Raw genomic sequence first — 19,928 nt, 5'->3', positions numbered from 1 at the left:
TTCACGCGCGCCCCGTTCACGCCCTCACCGGTCCGTCGGCGGGCCGCCTCCCGGCAGGGCGGCGAAGACGCGCTGGAGGGCGGGCGGGCGTTCGCCGTCGTCCGCGACGACCAGGCGGCCGCGGTGGGTCAGCCGGTACTGGAAGCCGTCGGGGATCGGGCTGCCCGTCGGGCGCTCGGGGACGAGGGCGAACGCGGGGTCCTCCAGGGCCGCCCGCAGTTCGGCGGCCTCGGCGGGGGTCTGCCGGCCGGTCCGGGGCGGCTTGGTGCCCGAGGTGCTGGTCCAGCTGCCGTCGTAGTGGACGACGAGCTGGTTGTGGACGCCGGCGAAGCCGCCGGTGACGACGACCTCGACGAGGACCTCCGTCGGCCGGGGCTCCGCGGTGGGCGTGGCGGGCTGCGTGGTGGCGCTCGGCACGGCCGGGGCGCTCAGGCTCGACGACGGTCCGCCGGGCGCGGACGGCACCCCGGGGCCGCAGCCGCTCAGGCCGCCGGCCAGGGCCCCCGTGAGCAGCAGGGTCCCGCACCACGTCCACGCACTCCGTACGTCTCGCACCATGGACCGAGCATGCCCCGTTCCGGGCCCCGCGCGCAGCCGGACGGCCGCGATTCCACCCCTCAGTGGTCTTCCGGTCCCGTCCGTACGATCCCGGTGACCGGGCACCGGTAGCGCCAGTCGAGCGCGTCGTACAGGGCGAGGCCGTCCGTGGTCGCCGCGAGCACCCCGGTCCCGGCGCCCGCCTGGGCGGCGGCGGCCTCCAGGGTGCGCACGACGTTCGCGCCGAGGCCGCGGCGCCGGTGCGCGGGGTCGGTCTCGATCTGGTCGGCGACGGCGGTGGAGCCGGTCGGGGCGATCTGGCCGCGGGCGGCGAGGGTGCCGTCCGGGGCGAGGATCCGGACCCGGATGACGCCGTCCTCGACCTCGGTGGTCCTGGCGTACCCCTCGGGCGGCGCGGGGCGGGCGCCGGGGTCCAGCGGCTTGACCATCATGAAGCCCGGGTCGTCGGGGACGGTCCAGCCCTCGGTGATCCACCGCCCGGCCTCCTCCGGGCCCGCCATCACCTTGAGCCAGCTGTACGGCGTGGTCAGCCGGGCGCAGAGCGCGCCGACGGAGGCCGCGTCGGGGGCGGGCAGGACGTGCCGTACGACGTGCCGGGGCAGGCCCACGTCGATCCGGTGGCCCCAGGGCTCGGCGACGGCGGGCGGGGTGCCCCGGGAGACGGTCCAGCCCGCCACCCAGGCTTCCGTAAGGGATGCTATATCCATGGAGGTATTACATCGGCTCCATGCGGGCGCATGCGGGAGTGATCGCTCAGAGCGAACGGGCGTCCGGGAACATCCCCGGGCTCACAAGCATTGAGTGCGTATAGCTCAACTTGACTGCCGAAGGGGAGATCATGGCTTCTGAGTCCATGGCGTCCGTGCCGCTCACTCTGCCTGTGCTGCCGCTCGACGACGAGGTCGTGCTGCCCGGCATGGTGGTGCCGCTGGACCTGTCGGAGAACGACGTACGGGCCGCCGTCGAGGCCGCCCAGGCCGCCGCCCGCGGCGGCGCGGGCAAGCCCCGCGTGCTGCTCGTGCCGCGGATCGACGGGACCTATGCCGGCACCGGCGTCCTGGGCATCGTCGAGCAGGTCGGACGGCTGTCCGACGGCGATCCCGGCGCACTCATCCGCGGCCTCGGCCGCGTCCGCATCGGCGCCGGTACGACCGGCCCCGGCGCCGCCCTGTGGGTCGAGGGCAGCACCGTCGAGGAGGCCCTGCCCGACCCGCTGCCCGGCTCCGTGACCGAACTGGTCAAGGAGTACAAGGCACTTGCCACCAGCTGGCTCAAGAAGCGCGGCGCCTGGCAGGTCGTCGACCGCGTCCAGCAGATCGACGGCGTCGGCGCCCTCGCCGACAACTCCGGTTACTCGCCCTTCCTCAGCGTCGAGCAGAAGGTCGCGCTCCTGGAGACCTCCGACCCGGTCGCCCGCCTCAAGCTCGCCACCGCCCAGCTCCGCGAGCACCTCGCCGAGCAGGACGTCGCCGAGAGCATCGCCAAGGACGTCCAGGAGGGCGTCGACAAGCAGCAGCGCGAGTTCCTGCTCCGCCGCCAGCTCGAAGCCGTCCGCAAGGAGCTCCGCGACCTCAACGGCGAGACCGAGGGCGACGAGTCCGACGACTACCGCGCCCGCGTGGAGGCCGCCGACCTGCCCGAGAAGGTGCGGGAGGCCGCCCTCAAGGAGGTCGAGAAGCTGGAGCGGTCCAGCGACCAGTCCCCCGAGGGCTCCTGGATCCGCACCTGGCTCGACACCGTCCTCGAACTGCCGTGGAACGAGCGGACCGAGGACCGGTACGACATCCGGGGCGCCCGCGCGGTCCTGGACGCGGAGCACGCCGGCCTCGACGACGTGAAGGAGCGGATCACCGAGTACCTGGCGGTGCGCAAGCGGCGCTCCGACCGCGGCCTCGGTGTCGTCGGCGGCCGTCGCGGCGGCGCCGTGCTCGCCCTCGTCGGGCCGCCCGGCGTCGGCAAGACCTCGCTCGGCGAGTCCGTCGCCCACGCGATGGGCCGGCAGTTCGTCCGGGTCGCCCTCGGCGGCGTACGGGACGAGGCGGAGATCCGCGGCCACCGGCGCACGTACGTCGGCGCCCTGCCCGGCCGGATCGTCCGCGCCATCAAGGAGGCCGGGTCCATGAACCCGGTGGTCCTGCTCGACGAGATCGACAAGGTCGGCTCCGACTTCCGCGGCGACCCCGCGGCGGCCCTCCTCGAAGTCCTCGACCCCGCGCAGAACCACACCTTCCGCGACCACTACCTGGAGGTCGAGCTCGACCTCTCCGACGTGGTCTTCCTGGCCACGGCGAACGTCCTCGAAGCCATCCCCGAGGCGCTCCTCGACCGCATGGAGCTGGTGCGCCTGGACGGCTACACGGAGGACGAGAAGGTCGTCATCGCCCGTGACCACCTGCTCCCGCGCCAGCTGGAGCGGGCCGGTCTGGAGACCGGCGAGGTCGTCCTGGAGGAGTCCGCGCTGCGGAAGCTGGCCGGCGAGTACACCCGGGAGGCGGGCGTCCGCACCCTGGAGCGCTCGATCGCCCGGCTGCTGCGGAAGGCCGCGGCCCAGCACGAACTGGGCGACCGCGAGCTGCCGTTCACGGTCGGGGCGGACGATCTGCGGGAGCTCATCGGGCGCCCGCACCACGTGCCGGAGTCGGCCCAGGACCCGGCGGAGCGGCGGACGGCCGTGCCGGGTGTCGCCACCGGGCTCGCCGTGACCGGCGCGGGCGGTGACGTCCTCTTCGTGGAGGCCTCCCTCGCCGACCCGGAGACGGGCGCCGCCGGGCTGACCCTCACGGGCCAGCTGGGCGACGTGATGAAGGAGTCGGCGCAGATCGCGCTCTCCTTCCTCCGCTCGCACGGCGCGGAGCTGGAGCTGCCCGTCACCGGCCTCAAGGACCGGGGCGTGCACATCCACTTCCCGGCGGGCGCGGTGCCCAAGGACGGGCCGAGCGCGGGCGTCACCATGACGACCGCCCTCGCCTCCCTGCTGAGCGGCCGGCTCGTCCGTACGGACGTGGCCATGACCGGCGAGGTCTCCCTCACCGGCCGGGTGCTGCCGATCGGCGGCGTGAAGCAGAAGCTCCTCGCCGCGCACCGGGCGGGCATCACGACGGTCGTGATCCCCAAGCGGAACGAGGCCGACCTGGACGACGTCCCGGCCGAGATCCTGGAGAAGCTGGAGGTCCACCCGGTGACGGACGTCCGCCAGGTCCTGGAGATCGCCCTCGCCCCGGCGGTGGTGCCGGTGGACGTGGCCGCGTAACTCCCCGTCCACGGGAGCGGGGTGCCGATCGGGCACCCCGCTCCCGCGCGTTCGGATCTCGTTACCCGGATGTCGGTCGGGACTGGCATCCTCGTACGCATGAACGACGACGCCTTCTGGGCTCTCATCGACGAGTTGAGCCGCCGGACCGGTGACCGGGACGAGCGACTGGAGTGGCTGCGGGAGGAGTTGCTCCGGCGTCCGGCGGCCGAGAGCGTGGAGTTCCAGGTGTGGCTGGAGCGGGCGACCGAGCGCGCCGACACGCGCGCGGTGTGGGCGGCGGCGAACCGGATCGAGGGCGGCCACTGCACCGAGGACGGCTTCCACTACTTCACGCTCTGGCTCGTGGGCCAGGGGCGGAAGGCGTACGAGTCGGTCCTCGCCGACCCGGACGCCCTGGCCGACCTGCCGGGGATACGGGCGCTCGTGGGCCGGCACGAGGACGAGTGGGACGACGACGAGTGGCCCGAGTGGGAGGAGCTCGACTACGTCGCCCAGGACGCGTGGGACGAGCTGACGGGCCAGGAGGGCGACGACGGCGAGGAGTTCCTCGACGCCGTCGAGGAGGCGGAGGACGCCGCGGAGGCGGCGGGGGAGTGGGAAGAGGGCGAGCGGCCTCGGGCGTCTCGGCCGGAGGGGTCGGCGATGCCCCGGCTCACCGCCCTCTTCCCCGTCGGTGCCTCCCGCTCCTAGGCGGGGACGCCTAGGAGGCGGAGGAGTTGCGGCGGCGGCCCAGGAGCAGGCTGCCGCCGGCGAAGGCGGCGAGGGCGCCCGCGCCCGCGAGGGCCGTCGGGAGCGGCGAGGAGGAGGCCCCGGCGGTCTCGGCGGAGAGGGCCGGGGGCTGCTCGTCGCCGCCGTGGCCCGCGTGGCTCACGGTGGACAGCTCGGCGCCCGCGGCGATCTTCGCCTCGGTCGGGGCCTGGGCCCCGGCCGTCGTCGCGGAAGCCGTCGCCGCCCCGCCGAAGGTGACGTCCGAGCAGCTGTAGAAGGCCTCGGGGCTGTCGTTGCGCTGCCAGATCTTGTAGACGATGTGGCGGCCGGTGCGGGCCGGGAAGGTGCCCTTGAAGTTGTAGTAGCCGTCGGTCGCGGTGCGGGCGGTGTCGTAGACGGCGACGGGCGTCGGGTCCAGGTCCGACCACTTCAGGGGCTTGGTCGGGTCGAAGCCGGCCTTGGTGATGTAGACGGTCATGGTGCCCGAGTGCGGGGCCGTCACGCGGAACTTGAAGTCGAAGGAGCCGGCGGCGACGGCCGTCGCCGGCCAGTCGGTGCGCGCCCAGTCCAGGGCCCGGTACTTCTCGCGGTTGGCCGAGCAGAGCTTGCCGTCCGGGATGAGGGCCTGGTGCTGTCCCGCGGCGTTGGCGATGTTGACCTCGTTCCAGTCGTAGAGCGGCTGGGTGCCGGAGTCGGCGACGAGGTCCTTGCACACCTGCGACTTGGGCGTCTCGGGGCCCTCGGCGTAGCAGGCCGCGATCCGGCTGACGGGGTTGAAGACGGCCCCGTGGGCGCCGGCCGCCGTGGGGGTGAGGCCGACGAGGGCGGCGGCTGACAGGGCGGCGGCGGAGACGGTGGCGGTGCGGCGGTAGGAGGCCATGCGGGGGCTCTCTCTCGTGCGTGGGGGAGTACGGGACGAGCAACGCGCGCTGGGCGTACGGAAGTTGCGTTCCGGGCGGCCGCGGTAGAGCGTCGCATTGGTCCATACCAATGAGCAAGAGGGTGGGCGGAAAAAGCCGAAGCGGCCCCCCGGGGTGCCGTGGGCCCGGGAGGCCGCCGTGGAGCGGGGAGCGCGGGGTCAGCCGTTCGCGAGCGCCTGCACGCGCGAGTAGTCCCCGTTGAAGTGGTCGTGGTCGCCGACCGTCGGGCCGGAGGAGGTGTACTGCCAGATCGTGTAGTACGGCCAGCCGGCCGGGAGTTCGCCGACGTCGGAGGCGTACCGCGCGATCCACAGCGGGTTGGTGGAGGAGAAGGCCGCGGAGTTGCCGGTGCACTGCTTCCACCAGCTCGTGGCCGTGTAGATCACCGGGTCGCGGCCCGTCCGGTACTTGTACCGGTTCACGAAGTCCTGGATCCACGCGACCATCCCGGACGCCGTCTTGCCGTAGCAGGTCGCGCCGTACGGGTTCCACTCGATGTCGAGCACGCCCGGCAGCGTCTTGCCGTCCCCCGACCAGCCGCCGCCGTTGTTGACGAAGTAGTCGGCCTGGGCGGCTCCGGTCGTGGTGTCCGGGGTGGCGAAGTGGTACGTGCCCCGGATCATGCCGACGTTGTAGGAGCCGGTGTACTGCTGGTTGAAGGAGGTGTTCTTGTAGTAGGTGCCTTCCGTCGCCTTGACGTAGGCCCATCTGACGCCGCTGTTCCACAGGGTGGACCAGTCCACGTTGCCGTTGTGGCTGGAGACGTCCACGCCCTCCGTCTGGGTGGCGAGGATCGACGCGGGGCCGGTCTTGGGGCCCTGGCCGTCGTGCGCGATCACGCCCATGCCCATGTAGGCGGAGCCGCGCGCGGGGGTCGCCTTCCGGGCGCCCGGGTCCTGGGCGGCGGTGGCGGTGCTGGAGAGGCCGAGGGGGAGGAGGAGGGCCAGGGCCGCGAGGCCGGCGCCGGCGAGGGTCGTTCCGGATCTGTGCACACGCATTGCGTGCCTCCGAAAGGCTTGGCGGGGATGTCGGCACGTCCTGGAATGGACATGTCATTCAGGGCTTCCGGAGAAGACGCTACGCACGTAGACCCACCGGCGGAAGAGGGACTGGTCGCCGCCGTTGGTCTACGCCTGCGAAATACTGGGGGAGCTGCGGCGATGGACGCCCCGGTAAGAAACTTTCAGCGACCGGAAAGCGCGCGGGAGGTGCTGACGTGCACGGAAGCGGTACGGGACATGAAGGCCGGGCCACCACCGGCGGTGGTGTGGACCAGGAGTTCCTCGCCCTGGAACGGGAGCTGGCGGTCTTCCTCCGCCGCGCCCGCGCCCAGTCCGGCGAGATGGCCCGCGAGGTCCACCCCGAACTGGAGCCCGCCGCGTACGGCCTCTTCGTACGCCTCGACGACGCCGGACCCCAGCGGGCCACCGAACTCGCCGGGTACTTCGGCGTCGGCAAGGCCACCATGAGCCGCCAGCTGCGCGCCCTGGAGGACCTCGGGCTCGTCGCCCGCGACCCCGACCCCGCCGACGGCCGCGCCTCGCTCGTCCGCCTCACCGAGGAGGGCCGGGACCGCTTCCGCAGCGTCCGCGACGCCCGGCGCGAACGCTACGTCCGCAAACTCGCCGACTGGGACCGCGCCGAGGTGGCCGAACTCGCCCGCCTCCTGCACCACTTCAACGTCCGCTCGGAGGGCTGACCGGCAGGCCGGGGGTTCGGAGGGCTGAGGGGCCGGGGAGTACAGAGGGCCGAGGGGGCGGAGGGCAACGGCGGAGCCCGAGGGGCTCAGCGCTCCGACAGCTCCGCGTACACCGCCGTCGCGTCGTCGTGGAGCTTCCAGCGGTGCGCCCCGCCGGCCCGCGCGTCGGCCGCCTCCAGGGACCGCACCCTGCGCAGCAGACCGGCCGGGCCCTCCTCGCGCAGGACGCCGAAGCAGTCCGCCCAGTCGCCCTCGCCGAACAGCTCCACCCAGCGGCTCGCCCCGTCCGTGAGCGCCGCCAGGGCCCGCACCTCCGCGCGCGGGCTCCTCCCGGTCACCGCCCGCCCCGCGACCGCGGGGTCGGCCGCCGCCGTGAAGAAGCCGCCCTCCCGGTTCCGCAGCCGGTCCGTCGCCGCCAGGGAGCGCCGCACCTCGTCCGGCACCCGGTCCAGCCGGTCGTCGAGCACGGCCCGCACCGCCCCGTCCGGAGACTCCAGGAGGAGTACGGAGTCGGAGAGGACCAGGTGCTCGACCGACGCCCCGTCCCAGCGGGCGAGCACCACCGTCGCCTGAGGCGTTCGCACGTGAGAAAGGTCACAGGTGTCGCGGTGGGCGTCCGCGGTGCGCCGGATGGCCAGGGACAGGATCTCGGACAGGGTCAGGTCCCGGCGGGAACCGGACAGTTCGGTCAAAGCCCCGCCCAGTCGCGCGGTGAACCACGGGACCGTGTGCACACAACCGTCATCACCGGCGGGAGGTGTGACGCCGTCGAGCAGGACGACCGTCCCCCCGCTCCCCGAGGCGGGCAGAGCTGCGGCCACCCAGTCCTCGTTGGGGCGTTCGGGGCTGCCGGGAAGAGAGGCGGCTTCGCTGCGCATGGCGTCCAGTGTGCCCGCCCCCGCGCATTCCCCGGCGGACTCCTTCACCGGACCTGCAAATGACCGGAAAAGGCCTGTACCAAGCCTGCGGAAGCGGCGCGAGCGGCGGAACCGCCACCCCCGGGAAGCTGCGGGCGCGCATACTGCCAAAGCCCGCCCGGAAGATCCAACCGGCGCTCCGCGCGGGCCCCCGGAGCCCACCTCCGGAAGTTGTTCGCCAACTACTGAGTGTTGTTCACTCGTTCGGGTGGCGGAGCGGCCGATGCCCGTCCCCTTGCCGGAAGCGCTGGAATGGTCGGAAGCCGTACCAGGGGTGGGGGCGCGCTCCAGTGACCGGCCGTCACCTCTGCTTCATCGGCGGACGAATCAAGAATGCGAGCACCGGTGCAGAAGAAGCGGCCTCGGAGCAAGAACGGCACGCAGAGCGAGACCCCCGGTGTGCCGCAGGCCCCCGTCGGCCGGCCCAAGCGCGTCCGCAACCGGCTGGTCGCCGGCGTCGCCCTCGTCGGCGTCACCGTCCTCGCCGCCGGAGCCCCGGCGGTCCTCACCGCCTCCGCCGAGCTCACCGAGTCCCAGCGCCTCGTCACCCTCGCCGAACTCGACCGGCAGGCCGTCACCCTCGCGCACTCCCTCGCCGACGAGCGCGACGAGGTCGTGGCGTACATCGCCGCCGGACGCGACGAGCAGACCGGCGACGCCAAGCACAAGCGGCAGATCACCGACGCGCGCTCCACCCGGGTCGACCGCCAGATCGACGAGATCCGGCCCGCCGCCCCCGCCGAACTCCGCCGCGACCTCGCCGGCGTCCCCTCCGTCCGCCGCACCGCCCTCACCGGCAAGGGCACGGCCCTGGAGGCCCACAAGGCGTACACGGACGTCATCGCCAAGCTCCAGGCCCTCGCCGACGAACTCGCCGACAAGACCCCGGCCCGCGCCTCCGACGCCGCCCTGACCGAGGCCACCCGCGCCCCCGCCGCCCTCGGCCGCGCCGTCGAACAGGCCTCCGCCACCCGCGGGCTGCTCGTCGCCGCGCTCAGCGTGCCGCAGCCCGAGCCCAGCGGGAACGTCCACTACGACCCCCAGACGGGCACCTACGTCACCGACGAGCCCGAGGGCGCGGCGGACGCCGACCGGGCCCGCGACGGCCTCACCGCCGCCGCCCAGCAGGCCCGCGTCCGCGAACTCGCCGCCCTCGGCGACTTCGACCAGGCCGCCGGTGCCACCGCCCGCGACTCCCTCGCGGCCACCGTCACCGGTCCCGACGTCAAGAGCGCCGAACTCGCGCTCGCCTCCCTCACCGACCAGCCCAAGCTGACCGAGGCCGAGCGCGGCACGGACCCGGCCGCCCTGGAGTCCGCCCTCTCCGCCCGCATCGAGCAGATGCGCGGCGTCGAGTCCGCCCTCGCCACCGAGCGGGTCGACCGCCTCTCCGCGCTCCGCGACGACGACGTCGAAGCCCTCGAACTGCGCATCGCCTTCCTCGGCGGCTGCCTCCTCGTCGCGATCGGCATCTCCACCTACGTCGCCCGCACCCTCACCCGGCCGCTCGCCGTGCTCCGCCTCGGCGCCGCCCGGCTCGCCGCCGCCCCCGAGCCGCAGGCCGAGGAAGCGATCCGCTTCACCGGCCGCAACGACGAGTTCGCCCAGGTCGTCCGCTCCCTCAACGCCCTGCACGGCAAGCTCGCCGGCCTCGCCGCGCAGACCGAGCGGCTCACCGACGAGCGCACCGACCTGGCCGCCGAGAAGGACGCCGTCGCCGCCGAGCTCGCCGCCCAGCGCGCCGACCTCCAGGGCCGGGTCGCCCTCCTCACCGCCGACCTCGAACGGCTCAGGAACTCGGTCCACCACACCTTCGTCAACCTCTCGCTGCGCAGCCTCGGGCTCGTCGAGCGGCAGCTCGGCGTCATCGAGAAGCTGGAGGAGCGCGAGCAGGACCCGGACCGCCTCGCGACCCTCTTCAAGCTCGACCACATGGCGACCGTCATGCGCCGCCACAGCGAGAACCTCCTCGTCCTCGCCGGCCACGAGCACGTCCACGGCCACGCCGGGCCCGTCCCGCTCGTCGACGTGCTGCGCGCCGCCGTCAGCGAGATCGAGCGGTACGAGCGGGTCACCATCCAGTCCCTGCCGCCGCACGCCCAGGTCGCCGGCTTCGCCGCGGACGACCTGAGCCACCTGGTCGCGGAACTCCTGGAGAACGCCACCTCCTTCTCGCCGCCCGACGCCGAGGTCCAGCTCTCCGGCTGGCTCCTGGAGACCGGCGAGGTGATGCTCTCCGTGCAGGACTCGGGCATCGGCATGACCCCCGCCCGGTCCGCCGAGCTCAACGCACGCCTCGCCGAGGCCGACCCGGAGGCCTTCGAGGGCGAGGGCCTCGGCATGAGGGTCGTCTCCCTGCTCGCCGCCCGCCACGGCGTCCGCGTCGAACTGCGCGAGCAGAAGCCGGGCGGCACCGCCGCCGTCGTGGTCCTGCCGCTGCCCCTGCTGCCCACGGCCCCGCCGACGGCCGTGACGGAGCCCGTACGGATCGCGGGCGCCGCGCCGGCGATCCAGCTCCCCGGCTCCGCCGCCGAGGCCAACTCCAACACCCTGCCGTCCCGGCACCGCGACCCCCTCGTGGAGGCGGCGGAGGCCGCGTTCCTGGCGGCGGAGACGGAAGCGGAAACGGCTCAGGAACAGGCCCAGGCGCAGCCCCAGGAGCACGAGCAGGCACCCGAGCCGGAAGCCGCCCCCGAGCCGGAAGCGTCGTACGAGACGCCCGAGGAGCCGTACGAGCCGACGCCCGAGCCGTACGAATCCGTCTCCGAGACCACGCTCCAGGTCCGGCTGCCCGACCCGCCGCCGGAGCCGGACACCCACGAGCGCGCCGCCGACGGGGAGCCGACCCTGACGGAGGTCCCGGCCCCGGTCGAGGTCCCGGCCCCGGTCGAGACCCCGGCCCCGGTCGACGCCCCGGCCCCGGTCGACGCCCCGGCCGCCGAAGACGCGCCGGTTCCCGGACCGCGCGTCGGCCAGTGGGAGCGGGTCACGGACAAGGGCCTGCCCAAGCGCACCCCGCAGGTGGTCCGCAGGGCCGGAGCCACCACCGCGCCCCGCCAGGGAGGCGTGGACGCGGAGGCCCTGCGCCGTCGGCTCGGCGGCTTCCACCAGGGAGCCAAGGCCGGGCGCCGGGACGTGGAGGCGGAGCTGGACACGGCACGCATAGAAGCCGCGAGGACTGCACGTACAGAGGAGATGACGGGGGACACAGTCGAGGAGGCACGCAGTTGACTGCGACGGGAACGTTCGGACTGAGCACGGAAGCCCGCAACCTGCAATGGCTGCTGGGGAATCTGGTGGAGGAGGTCCCGGGCGTCCGCTCGGTGGCCGTGGTCTCCTCCGACGGCCTGATGCTGCTCTCGTCGGACCCTGCCACCCAGCAGGCCGCGACGAGCGCCGCCGAGACCGGCCGTCCCGGCGGGCCGCGCGGCTCCAGCGCCGATCTGGCGACCATCGTCTCCGGCATCGGCAGCCTCACCATCGGCGCCGCCCGGCTGATGGACGGCGGCGGGGTCAAGCAGACGATGGTCGCGATGGACGAGGGCAGCGTCTTCGTCATGTCGATCAGCGACGGTTCGCTGCTCGGCGTGCACGCCACGCCCGACTGCGACATGAGCGTGGTGGCGTACCACATGGCGCTCTTCGTGGGCCGTGCCGGTCACGTACTCACCCCCGAAGTCCGCAGCGAGCTGCGTAAATCGATGGAGAGCACCCGGTGACGGCCATGTCCTCGGCTCAGCACGCCTTCAAGCTGCCGGTACGGGGGGAGAACCGCCGCCCCGCGCGCGTGCGCCCGTACTCGCTGACCGGCGGCCGCACCCGCTTCGGTCACATCCTGCTCGTCGAGACCTTCGTGGCGGCGCTCGAAGCGCCCGCCGCCCGCAAGGTCCTGACGGACGGCGGACCGGCCCCCCGCGGGCTGATGCCGGAGATGCGGGCCATCGTCGAGATCTGCCGCCGGATGCGGACGGTCGCGGAGATCTCGGCGCTTCTGAAGATGCCGTTGGGGGTCGTCCGGGTGCTGCTCAGCGACCTGGCCGACCAGGGAAAGATCCGTGTGTACGGGACCGGTCACGGCACCGGCCAGCCCGACCGCGCGCTCCTCGAAAGGGTGCTGAGTGGACTCCGTCGTCTCTGACGCCACCGCCGTCTCCGAAACCCCGGCGGTCGCCGGGATTCCCGCCCAGCCGGGGCCCCAGGATCCCGTGCTCGACGCCGAAGAGGGCGCGCAGGACTGGCAGCTCGACCATTCCCGCGCCCCGATCGCCACGAAGATCGTGGTCGCGGGCGGCTTCGGCGTCGGCAAGACCACCTTCGTCCGCGCCGTCTCGGAGATCACCCCGCTCCAGACCGAGGCGCTGATGACGCAGGCGAGCGAGGAGACCGACGACCTCACCGCCACCCCGGACAAGCTCACCACCACGGTGGCGATGGACTTCGGCCGGATCACCCTCGACAACGACCTGGTGCTGTACGTCTTCGGCACGCCGGGACAGCAGCGCTTCTGGTTCATGTGGGACGACCTGGTGCGCGGGGCGATCGGGGCGATCGTGCTCGCCGACACCCGGCGGCTCACCGACTGCTTCCCGGCGCTCGACTACTTCGAGAGCTGCGGGCTGCCGTACATCGTGGCCGTCAACCACTTCGAGGGCACGGAGCTGTTCGAGGCGGACGACGTACGGGAAGCTCTGACCGTGCCCGCGCACGTGCCCGTGGTGGTCATGGACGCGCGCAAGCGGTACAGCGTCATCGAGACCCTGCTCGCGATGGTCGCGCACGCACTCGACGCCACCCCCGAATAGTCGGCCCCGAACAGCGCCAGGAGCACCACCCATGCGGAAGATACTCATAGTCGGCGCAGGCCAGTCCGGCCTGCAGCTCGCCCTCGGACTCCAGTCGCAGGGGTACGAGGTCACCCTCATGTCCAACCGGACGGCCGACGAGGTCCGTACCGGCCGGGTGATGTCCACCCAGTGCATGTTCGACACCGCCCTCCAGCACGAGCGGGACCTCGCGCTCAACTTCTGGGAGTCCCAGGCCCCGAGGATCGAGGGCCTCGGCGTCTCCGTCGCCGCCCCCGACTCCTCCCGCGCGATCGACTGGGTCGGCAGGCTCGGCGGATACGCCCAGTCCGTGGACCAGCGCGTGAAGATGGCCGGCTGGATGGACACCTTCGCCCAGCGCGGCGGCCAGCTGGTGATACACGGTGCGGCCGTCGGCGACCTGGACTACTTCTCCCGCAGCTACGACCTGACGCTCGTCGCGGCCGGCAAGGGCGAGCTGGTCTCCATGTTCGGCCGGGACGCCGCCCGTTCCCCGTACAGCGAGCCCCAGCGCGCCCTCGCCGTCGCGTACGTCCACGGCCTCGGCCCGCGCCCCGAGCACCCCGACTTCGACGCGGTCCGCTGCAACATCGTCCCGGGCGTCGGCGAGCTCTTCGTCATGCCGACCCTCACCACCGGCGGCCGCGCCGACATCCTCTTCTGGGAGGGCGTCCCCGGCGGCCCCGTCGACGCCTTCAAGGGCGTCAAGGACCCCTCCGAGCACCTGGCCCTGACGCTGGAGCTCATGGAGAAGTTCCTGCCCTGGGAGTACGCGCGCGCCACCCGGGTCGAGCTGACCGACGCGGGCGGCACCCTCGCCGGCCGGTACGCGCCGACGGTCCGCAACCCCATCGGCCGGCTTCCCGGCGGCGGCCTGGTCCTCGGCGTCGCCGACGTCGTCGTCGCCAACGACCCGATCACCGGCCAGGGCTCCAACTCGGCCTCCAAGTGCGCCGCCGCCTATCTCGCCGCCATCGTCGAGCAGGGCGACAAGCCCTTCGACGAGGAGTGGATGCGGGGCGCCTTCGACCGCTACTGGAAGACGGCCCAGCACGTCACCAAGTGGACGAACGCGATGCTGGCGCCCCCGCCGGAGCACGTCCTGAACCTGCTCGGCGCGGCCGGACAGCTCCAGCCCGTCGCCGACCGCTTCGCGAACGGCTTCAACGACCCGGCGGACTTCGAGAACTTCTTCTTCGAGCCCGAGAAGACGGCCGCCTACCTGGCCGAGGTCTCCGGGAGCTGACCGGGGCGACCCCCGGCGACTGGTGTTCGACGACTGACGGCCGGCACCCGAGCGGGTGTCGGCCGTCGGAATCCGGTCGAGACGGCGCTTTCCAGTGCCCGATCATGGAGCCATGCCCCCGTCTCTGACCCTCGCCCGCGTGGACGCGGACCTGGCCGCCGGCCGTGTGCCGATGGCGCGCCAGCGGCTGCGCGGACTCGTCTCCTCCTTCCCGTACGACCTGACCCTGCGCCGCCGGCTCGCCGAGGTGTACCGGCTGTACGGCGACGCGGCGGAGGCGGGGCGCTGGATGTACCTCGAAGAGGACCGGGACCCGGACGAGACCGCCGCCTTCGAGGAGCGGTACGGGTCCTCCGCCCGCCGCATGAAGGCCCTCGCCTGGCGCGGGCCCGAGGCGCTGGCGGCGACCGCCTGCGCCGAGGAGCGGCTCGTGACGCTCCGTACGGCCCGCGCCGAGGAGCGGGGACGGCCGGTCGACTGGGACGATCCCGCCTCCTACGCGGAGGACGCGGACGAGGAGCACGTCCCGGAGACCGGCGGCCTGACGGTCGGCGGCGTCCTCATCGGGTTCGGCTGCCTGGTCGGAACGGTCGCGTTCATGTCGGTCTGGGTGGTCGGCGTCGTCGCGCTCTTCGAGTGACGCGACTCCGCGCGGCGGACCGCGAACGGGACCAGGAGGCCCGTCAGGGCGAAGAGGGCGCCCACGGCGAACCAGCCGGGGCGGCCCCAGCCGATGCAGAGCGCGATGAGGAGGCCGGGGCCGAGGGCCTCGGAGAGACCGGCGCCCAGACCGAAGACGCCCAGGTACTGGCCGGTGGCGTGGGGCGGGGCGAGCGCGTACGACACCTCGAAGCCGCCCGCCGCGTGCCACAGTTCGCCGACCGTGTGGACGACCACGGCCGCCATGAGCAGGACGACCGCCACCGCGACGGGCGTCCCGGCGGAGAGCGAGACGAGGGCGCAGGAGACGAGGAAGGCCGCTCCGGCGCGCCGGTAGGCGCGGCCGCCGGCCCGGGGCGAGTCGACGCCGCGGCTCGCCCGCACCTGGAGGCCGACGACGAGGACGGTGTTGGCGAGCATGGTGCCGGAGACGAGCCAGTGCGGGGCGGTGGTGGACCCCACGAGCCAGAGCGGGATCGCGACGGTGAGCACCTTGAACTGGACCGCCATCACGCCGTCGAGCGCGGTGAGCGCCAGGTACGGCCGGTCCCGCAGCGCGATCCACCGGGGGCCCCGGGCGGCGGGCGCGGGCGCGACGGGCGGCAGCAGGAACAGGACGGCGGCGGAGGCCGCGAACGCGCAGGCGTTCCCGGCGACCAGGACCTGGTACGCGCCGAGCGTGCCGACCTGGACCGCCCACCCCGCGAGGAGCGCGCCGAGGGAGATGCCGACGTTGGTCACGGCCCGCAGATAGGCGCGGAACTCCTGCGGCCTGTCCCCTCCGTGGTGCCGGATGAGCGGCGCCCGGGCGGCGAGACCGGCCGTCTTGGCGCCGGTGGCCGCGGAGACGGCGAGGACGAACGGCCAGAAGCTGTCGGCGAGCACGAAGGCCGCCGTGGCGAGCGCCTGCACGGCCAGGGTGGTCACGTAGACCCCGCGCGCGCCGCGCCGGTCCGCGAGGTGGCCGACGGCGATGCCCACGGCGAGCGAGAGGAGTCCGGCGATGCCGAGGCCGAGTCCCACGGCGGCGGCCGGGAGGCGCACGGCCTGGGTGAAGTACAGGACGCCGGCGGTCAGGAAGAGCCCGCTGCCGACGGCGTTGACGAAGTTCGAGGCGGCGAGCGCGCGTCGGGGTCGGGTGTCCGGTAAGAGTCCGGGCGTGACGGGGCTGGGCATGGTGGGGCTGGGCATGGCGGGCTCCGTGTCCGGGGTCGGCGATCGACCATCGGTAAGGACCCGTAAAGCTTGTTGGATGTTACGCGTGAGGGCAAGGGGTGCATCGGGGACGGCAGTTCAGCTCTTGTCGTAGCCCTCGTCCGCGCCGTCCTTCGCCCCCGCCGGGAGCGCGGGCGGGGTGTACGCCTTCAGGGCCGTTCCGCCCGGATCGGGCCGTACGGCGCCGAGCAGCGGGTTCGCCGCGATCGGCGAGACCTTCACCTTCCCGCCGGGGCGCGGGGCCTGCACCACCAGGCCCTCGCCGAGGTAGAGGGCCACGTGGGTCGCGCCCGGGAAGTAGACCACCAGATCGCCGGGGCGCAGCTCGGACAGCGGCACCCGGGGCAGGGTCGCCCACTGCTCCTGGCTGGTCCTGGGCAGCTCCCGGCCGGCCGCCGCCCACGCCTGCTGCGTGAGACCCGAGCAGTCGTACGCCTCCGGGCCCTCCGCCCCCCACTCGTACGGCTTGCCGATCTGACCCACCGCGAAGCGCAGCGCCTCCGCGCCCGCCCGGGACGGGGTGCGCGCGCCCTCCAGGACGCCGGAGTCGAGCAGTTCGCGCTGCGCGCCGGCGGTCTGGACGTGTTCGAGCGCGGTCAGCCGGGACAGCTGGTCCGGCGACAGCGCGGCGAGCAGCTTCTCGACCTCCAGGAGCTTGGCCCGCACCTCGTCCCGCCGCTTGCGCTGCGCGGCGGCGAGCCCCTGCTGCCGGTCCAGGGCCTTGCGGGAGGCGCTCGCGAGGCTCCCGGCCTGCCGCTCGGCGCTCGCCAGCCGGGAGAGGGCGGTGGCCCGGTCGCGCGCCACGCGGTCCATCAGATGCCCCTCGTCCAGGGCCGACTGGGGGTCCGGGGCGAAGAGCAGCTCCACGTAGGAAGAGAATCCGGACCTGCCCTGGTACTGGTCCCGGGCGATCCGCCCGGCGGCGGCACGGCCCTGCGCCAGCGCGGTCCGGGCGGCGCCGAGCCGGGCGGTGACCTTCTTGGTGTCGGCGTCCTGGAGCTTCAGCGCCTCCTCGGCGGCGTTGTACCGCTCGGTCGCCTCCTCGGCCTGCCGGTAGAGCGTCCGCAGCCGCGTGAGCAGCCCGCCGACGGAGTCCCCGCCGGGGGGCGGGAGCGCGGAGGCGTCGTCCTGGGCGGGGGGAGCGGGGGGTGTTCCGGGTTCCGCTGGTCCGGCTGGGTCCGTGACGGGGTCCGTGGCTGAGGTCGCCGGCTCTGTGGCCGGGGGTGCGGCTGGGGTTGCCGGGTCCGCGGCGGGGTCTGCGGCCGGGGGTGCGGCTGGGGTCGCCGTCGGGTCCACCGGCCCGACCGGTTCCGCCGTCGGGTCCACCGGCCCGACCGGTTCCGCCGTCGGGTCCGCCCAGGCGATCGGGGCCTCCGCCGGAGGGTCGGCGGGCGGGTCCGGGGCGGCGCTCGCCGAGGGGAGCACCCCCGTGAGCGCCGTCGCCGCGGCGAGCGCCCCCGTGCAGACCGTGCGCAGCAGCCTTCGCGACACGTCATCACCTCCACGGGGATGATGACGGGTCACTTCATCCGATTAACGCACAAATCAAGGCGCGTCTTGTGGCGTCACTCGTTCGGCTTCGACTTCGGCTCCGGCTCCGGCTTTGACTTCGGCGTCGGCTTCGACCACGGCCACTTCAGTTCGCGCCGCTCCCGCCCCTCGGGTGCGTACACGTACACCCAGCCGCGCTGCAGTCCGAGCCGCTTCGTGTAGCCCGAGGGCTCGCGCCGGTACGTGTGCAGGGTCGGCGGGTGCCCGTCGTGCGCCGGGACCGGGATCTCGTACCACTTCGGAGGGTGGCCGGTCGGGCCGACCAGGATCGGCAGGGCCCGGCCGTCGAGGGGGCCGCCGCGGAAGGGGGTGTTCTCGCTTCTCACCCCCACAGTCTCCCCCGGCACCCGCCTCACAGCAGGCGGGCCGCCCCGCCCAGCACCGGCGCCACCCGGCGGGCCAGCGTCGCCACCGGGCCCTCGGGGGTCTCCTGCGCGAGGAGCCGCTTCACGACCTCCGCCGTCTCCGCGTCGCTCGCCGCGGTCGCCGCGAGCAGGGCGACGAGATGGTCGACGAGCCAGTCCCGCAGCTCCCGCGCCGAAGGCTGCTTCCCCTCGTCGAGCCAGATGAGCGAGGCCGCCTCGACGGCGGCGATCCACGTCCGGACGAGCATGCCGAACCGGGGGCCCGGCCGCTCCACCCCGAGGTGGACGAGGATCTGCTCGGCGGCGGCCCGCCGCACCTCGTCCACGATCGCGGAGGTCCGGGAGGTCTCGGCGACGCTGCCGCCCCGCAGCAGGGCGCTGAACCCGGTGCCGTGCTCGTCGACGAAGGCCAGGTAGCGGTCGAGCACCCGGCCGAGCCGCTCGGTCGGCGGCCCGGCGGGCGGCTCGGCGAAGCAGCGGTTCAGGGCGTCGGCGTTGGAGCGCAGGGCGGCCTCGTACAGCTGCTGCTTGCCGCCGGGGAAGTACCGGTAGACGAGGGGCCGCGAGACGCCGGCCGCCTCGGCGACGTCGTCGAGCGAGACGTCCTCGGGCGCCCGGTGGGCGAAGAGCCCCAGCGCGACGGCGAGGAGCTGCCCGCGCCGTTCCTCGACGGTGAGCCTGCGGTACGCGGGGGTGGCGGCGCTCGTCATGAACCGCAGCGTAACCGCGTCCGACTTGTTGACGATCCGTCTACCACCGTGTGAGCCTGCTGGAAACGGACGGTAAGGAGTCGCCAGTGTCGACGCACGACCTGTACGTGAACGCCCCCGCCGCACCCGGCTGGCAGGTGCCCGCCACCGGCGCCGCCCGCTTCTCCTGGGACTACGACGACGGCCGCGAGCGGCTCCTCGCCCTGTACCAGAAGGGCAAGGACAAGCAGTGGGACGGTGCCACCCGCATCGACTGGGGCATCGAGGTCGACCCGTACGACCCGCTCGGCACCCCCGACGAGGTCCTGACCCTCCACGGCACCCGCCACTGGGCGAAGATGACCGAGAAGGACAAGGGCGACCTGCGCCGGCACTACTCCTCCTGGCAGTTCAGCCAGTTCCTCCACGGCGAGCAGGGCGCCATGATCTGCGCCGCCCGGATCGTCGAGTCCGTCCCCGACCTGGACGCCAAGTTCTACTCGGCCACCCAGACCATGGACGAGGCCCGGCACGCCGAGATCTACGGCCGCTTCCTCCACGAGAAGATCGGGATGCTGTATCCGATCAACGACAACCTCAAGGGCCTCCTCGACGACACCCTGCGCGACTCCCGCTGGGACATGCCCTACCTCGGCATGCAGGTCCTCATCGAAGGCCTCGCCCTCGCCGCCTTCGGCATGATCCGCGACACCACCGACAAGCCGCTGCCCAAGCAGATCCTCGCGTACGTCATGCAGGACGAGGCCCGGCACGTCGCCTTCGGCCGGATGGCCCTCCGCGACTACTACAAGCAGCTCACCGACGCCGAACTCCGCGAACGCGAGGAGTTCGTCATCGAGGGCTGCTACCTGATGCGCGACCGGCTGCGCGGCGTCGAGGTCCTGGAGAACTTCGGCATCCCGAAGAAGGAGGCCGAGGAACTCAGCGAGCAGAGCGAGTTCCTGCACCTCTTCCGCAAGCTCCTCTTCAGCCGGATCGTCCCCTGCGTCAAGGACATCGGCCTCTGGGGCCACCGCCTCCAGAAGGCCTACCTCGACATGGGCGTCTTCGACCTCGGAGACTCCAACCTGGACCTGCTGATGAGCCAGGACGAGGAGATCGCGGAGGCCCTGGACCGCGAGCGCTTCGCGACGGAGGAGGCCGAGCGGGTCGCGGAGGTGGAGGCGGCGATCGCGGAGGGCGAAGCGGTGTCGTGACGGGATGTCGGATCCGGGATCCCATATTCGGATCCAACCTCCTGGATCCAACGTCTGGGATCCAACGTCTGTGATCCAACGTCTGGGATCCAACGTTTGGGCTCCGA

At 73.3% G+C, this 19,928-nt stretch carries 18 protein-coding genes and 1 pseudogene; 10 read left to right on the top strand and 9 right to left on the bottom strand.

All coding sequences use genetic code 11. From position 1 onward, the window contains the following. Window positions 1-24 precede the first annotated feature (24 nt). Both ACH4TP_RS01255 and ACH4TP_RS01250 read right to left on the bottom strand, forming a co-directional pair. Window positions 25-558 carry a hypothetical protein gene (locus ACH4TP_RS01255; protein ID WP_398189188.1) on the bottom strand — a complete coding sequence of 178 codons (534 nt, stop codon included), beginning with the start codon at window positions 556-558 and terminating at the stop codon, window positions 25-27. A 59-nt stretch (window positions 559-617) separates the two neighbouring features. Next, complete coding sequence (locus ACH4TP_RS01250; protein WP_398435144.1) at window positions 618-1,265, bottom strand: GNAT family N-acetyltransferase; 648 nt, start codon at window positions 1,263-1,265, stop codon at window positions 618-620. Between the two features lie 131 nt (window positions 1,266-1,396). Here ACH4TP_RS01250 and lon point away from each other — a divergent pair, with 131 nt between their 5' ends. Next, complete coding sequence (gene lon / locus ACH4TP_RS01245) at window positions 1,397-3,808, top strand: endopeptidase La (RefSeq protein ID WP_398435143.1); 2,412 nt, start codon at window positions 1,397-1,399, stop codon at window positions 3,806-3,808. A gap of 99 nt (window positions 3,809-3,907) precedes the next feature. After that, entirely contained in the window at window positions 3,908-4,501 is a 594-nt protein-coding gene (locus ACH4TP_RS01240; protein WP_398189182.1) for a DUF4240 domain-containing protein, read from the top strand. Between the two features lie 10 nt (window positions 4,502-4,511). Here ACH4TP_RS01240 and ACH4TP_RS01235 read toward each other — a convergent pair whose 3' ends face one another. Beyond that, window positions 4,512-5,399 (bottom strand): lytic polysaccharide monooxygenase, encoded by an 888-nt coding sequence (locus ACH4TP_RS01235; protein ID WP_389236257.1) that lies wholly within the window; start codon window positions 5,397-5,399, stop codon window positions 4,512-4,514. Window positions 5,400-5,597: 198 nt separating this feature from the next. After that, a complete protein-coding gene (locus ACH4TP_RS01230; RefSeq protein WP_398189176.1) occupies window positions 5,598-6,437 on the bottom strand; it encodes a lysozyme in 840 nt (279 codons plus the stop codon). Window positions 6,438-6,655: 218 nt separating this feature from the next. Between ACH4TP_RS01230 and ACH4TP_RS01225 the strand changes: the two genes are divergently transcribed. After that, the gene (locus ACH4TP_RS01225) at window positions 6,656-7,138 is read left to right on the top strand and encodes a MarR family winged helix-turn-helix transcriptional regulator (RefSeq protein WP_398189173.1); all 483 of its coding nucleotides are present in this window, start codon (window positions 6,656-6,658) and stop codon (window positions 7,136-7,138) included. Between the two features lie 86 nt (window positions 7,139-7,224). On the opposite strand, the gene ACH4TP_RS01220 is transcribed toward ACH4TP_RS01225, so the two are convergent. Beyond that, the gene (locus ACH4TP_RS01220; RefSeq protein WP_389236251.1) at window positions 7,225-8,016 is read right to left on the bottom strand and encodes a hypothetical protein; all 792 of its coding nucleotides are present in this window, start codon (window positions 8,014-8,016) and stop codon (window positions 7,225-7,227) included. Between the two features lie 372 nt (window positions 8,017-8,388). Here ACH4TP_RS01220 and ACH4TP_RS01215 point away from each other — a divergent pair, with 372 nt between their 5' ends. The 6 genes from ACH4TP_RS01215 (at window position 8,389) to ACH4TP_RS01190 (ending at window position 14,764) form a co-directional block, all read left to right on the top strand. After that, on the top strand, window positions 8,389-11,286 hold the full coding sequence (locus ACH4TP_RS01215) for a nitrate- and nitrite sensing domain-containing protein (RefSeq protein WP_398435140.1): 2,898 nt from the start codon (window positions 8,389-8,391) through the stop codon (window positions 11,284-11,286). After that, on the top strand, window positions 11,283-11,774 hold the full coding sequence (locus ACH4TP_RS01210) for a roadblock/LC7 domain-containing protein (protein ID WP_389236247.1): 492 nt from the start codon (window positions 11,283-11,285) through the stop codon (window positions 11,772-11,774). The genes ACH4TP_RS01215 and ACH4TP_RS01210 overlap by 4 nt, the downstream gene beginning before the upstream one ends. Window positions 11,775-11,779: 5 nt before the next feature. After that, window positions 11,780-12,193: a DUF742 domain-containing protein gene (locus ACH4TP_RS01205; RefSeq protein WP_389236245.1), complete on the top strand. Its 414-nt coding sequence runs from the start codon at window positions 11,780-11,782 to the stop codon at window positions 12,191-12,193. Next, entirely contained in the window at window positions 12,174-12,857 is a 684-nt protein-coding gene (locus tag ACH4TP_RS01200) for a GTP-binding protein (protein WP_398189165.1), read from the top strand. Before ACH4TP_RS01205 ends, ACH4TP_RS01200 begins: the two co-directional genes overlap by 20 nt. Before the next feature lie 31 nt (window positions 12,858-12,888). Continuing rightward, window positions 12,889-14,124, top strand: a complete 1,236-nt coding sequence (locus ACH4TP_RS01195) for a styrene monooxygenase/indole monooxygenase family protein (protein ID WP_389236241.1) — start codon at window positions 12,889-12,891, stop codon at window positions 14,122-14,124. A 112-nt stretch (window positions 14,125-14,236) separates the two neighbouring features. After that, window positions 14,237-14,764, top strand: a complete 528-nt coding sequence (locus ACH4TP_RS01190; RefSeq protein WP_389236239.1) for a DUF6584 family protein — start codon at window positions 14,237-14,239, stop codon at window positions 14,762-14,764. Between the two features lie 5 nt (window positions 14,765-14,769). Here ACH4TP_RS01190 and ACH4TP_RS01185 read toward each other — a convergent pair. The 4 genes and pseudogenes from ACH4TP_RS01185 to ACH4TP_RS01170 form a co-directional block, all read right to left on the bottom strand. Beyond that, window positions 14,770-15,975 (bottom strand): annotated as a pseudogene (locus ACH4TP_RS01185) (MFS transporter); the annotation flags it as partial. A 102-nt stretch (window positions 15,976-16,077) separates the two neighbouring features. Beyond that, window positions 16,078-17,490 (bottom strand): NlpC/P60 family protein, encoded by a 1,413-nt coding sequence (locus tag ACH4TP_RS01180; RefSeq protein ID WP_398435137.1) that lies wholly within the window; start codon window positions 17,488-17,490, stop codon window positions 16,078-16,080. A gap of 74 nt (window positions 17,491-17,564) precedes the next feature. Beyond that, on the bottom strand, window positions 17,565-17,876 hold the full coding sequence (locus ACH4TP_RS01175; protein ID WP_398435136.1) for a hypothetical protein: 312 nt from the start codon (window positions 17,874-17,876) through the stop codon (window positions 17,565-17,567). A gap of 26 nt (window positions 17,877-17,902) precedes the next feature. Further along, on the bottom strand, window positions 17,903-18,625 hold the full coding sequence (locus tag ACH4TP_RS01170; RefSeq protein ID WP_398189153.1) for a TetR/AcrR family transcriptional regulator: 723 nt from the start codon (window positions 18,623-18,625) through the stop codon (window positions 17,903-17,905). An 86-nt stretch (window positions 18,626-18,711) separates the two neighbouring features. On the opposite strand from ACH4TP_RS01170, the gene ACH4TP_RS01165 reads away from it, so the two are divergent. Beyond that, entirely contained in the window at window positions 18,712-19,821 is a 1,110-nt protein-coding gene (locus ACH4TP_RS01165) for a ferritin-like domain-containing protein (RefSeq protein ID WP_398189151.1), read from the top strand. Window positions 19,822-19,928 lie beyond the last annotated feature (107 nt).

This window comes from Streptomyces sp. NPDC021012, from assembly GCF_044333355.1.
GTDB lineage: Bacteria > Actinomycetota > Actinomycetes > Streptomycetales > Streptomycetaceae > Streptomyces.
Note: the sequence above shows the minus strand (reverse complement) of the source record. Positions and strands in the feature narration are given on the sequence as shown.

Bases quoted from the DNA above. Each gene is read 5' to 3' on its own strand.
- ACH4TP_RS01250 (WP_398435144.1), bottom strand. From the start codon at position 1,265: ATGGATATAGCATCCCTTACGGAAGCCTGGGTGGCGGGCTGGACCGTC.
- ACH4TP_RS01195 (WP_389236241.1), top strand. From the start codon at position 12,889: ATGCGGAAGATACTCATAGTCGGCGCAGGCCAGTCCGGCCTGCAGCTC.
- ACH4TP_RS01215 (WP_398435140.1), top strand. From the start codon at position 8,389: ATGCGAGCACCGGTGCAGAAGAAGCGGCCTCGGAGCAAGAACGGCACG.
- ACH4TP_RS01230 (WP_398189176.1), bottom strand. From the start codon at position 6,437: ATGCGTGTGCACAGATCCGGAACGACCCTCGCCGGCGCCGGCCTCGCG.
- ACH4TP_RS01190 (WP_389236239.1), top strand. From the start codon at position 14,237: ATGCCCCCGTCTCTGACCCTCGCCCGCGTGGACGCGGACCTGGCCGCC.
- ACH4TP_RS01220 (WP_389236251.1), bottom strand. From the start codon at position 8,016: ATGCGCAGCGAAGCCGCCTCTCTTCCCGGCAGCCCCGAACGCCCCAAC.
- ACH4TP_RS01240 (WP_398189182.1), top strand. From the start codon at position 3,908: ATGAACGACGACGCCTTCTGGGCTCTCATCGACGAGTTGAGCCGCCGG.
- ACH4TP_RS01205 (WP_389236245.1), top strand. From the start codon at position 11,780: ATGTCCTCGGCTCAGCACGCCTTCAAGCTGCCGGTACGGGGGGAGAAC.
- ACH4TP_RS01255 (WP_398189188.1), bottom strand. From the start codon at position 558: ATGGTGCGAGACGTACGGAGTGCGTGGACGTGGTGCGGGACCCTGCTG.
- ACH4TP_RS01235 (WP_389236257.1), bottom strand. From the start codon at position 5,399: ATGGCCTCCTACCGCCGCACCGCCACCGTCTCCGCCGCCGCCCTGTCA.
- ACH4TP_RS01170 (WP_398189153.1), bottom strand. From the start codon at position 18,625: ATGACGAGCGCCGCCACCCCCGCGTACCGCAGGCTCACCGTCGAGGAA.
- lon (WP_398435143.1), top strand. From the start codon at position 1,397: ATGGCTTCTGAGTCCATGGCGTCCGTGCCGCTCACTCTGCCTGTGCTG.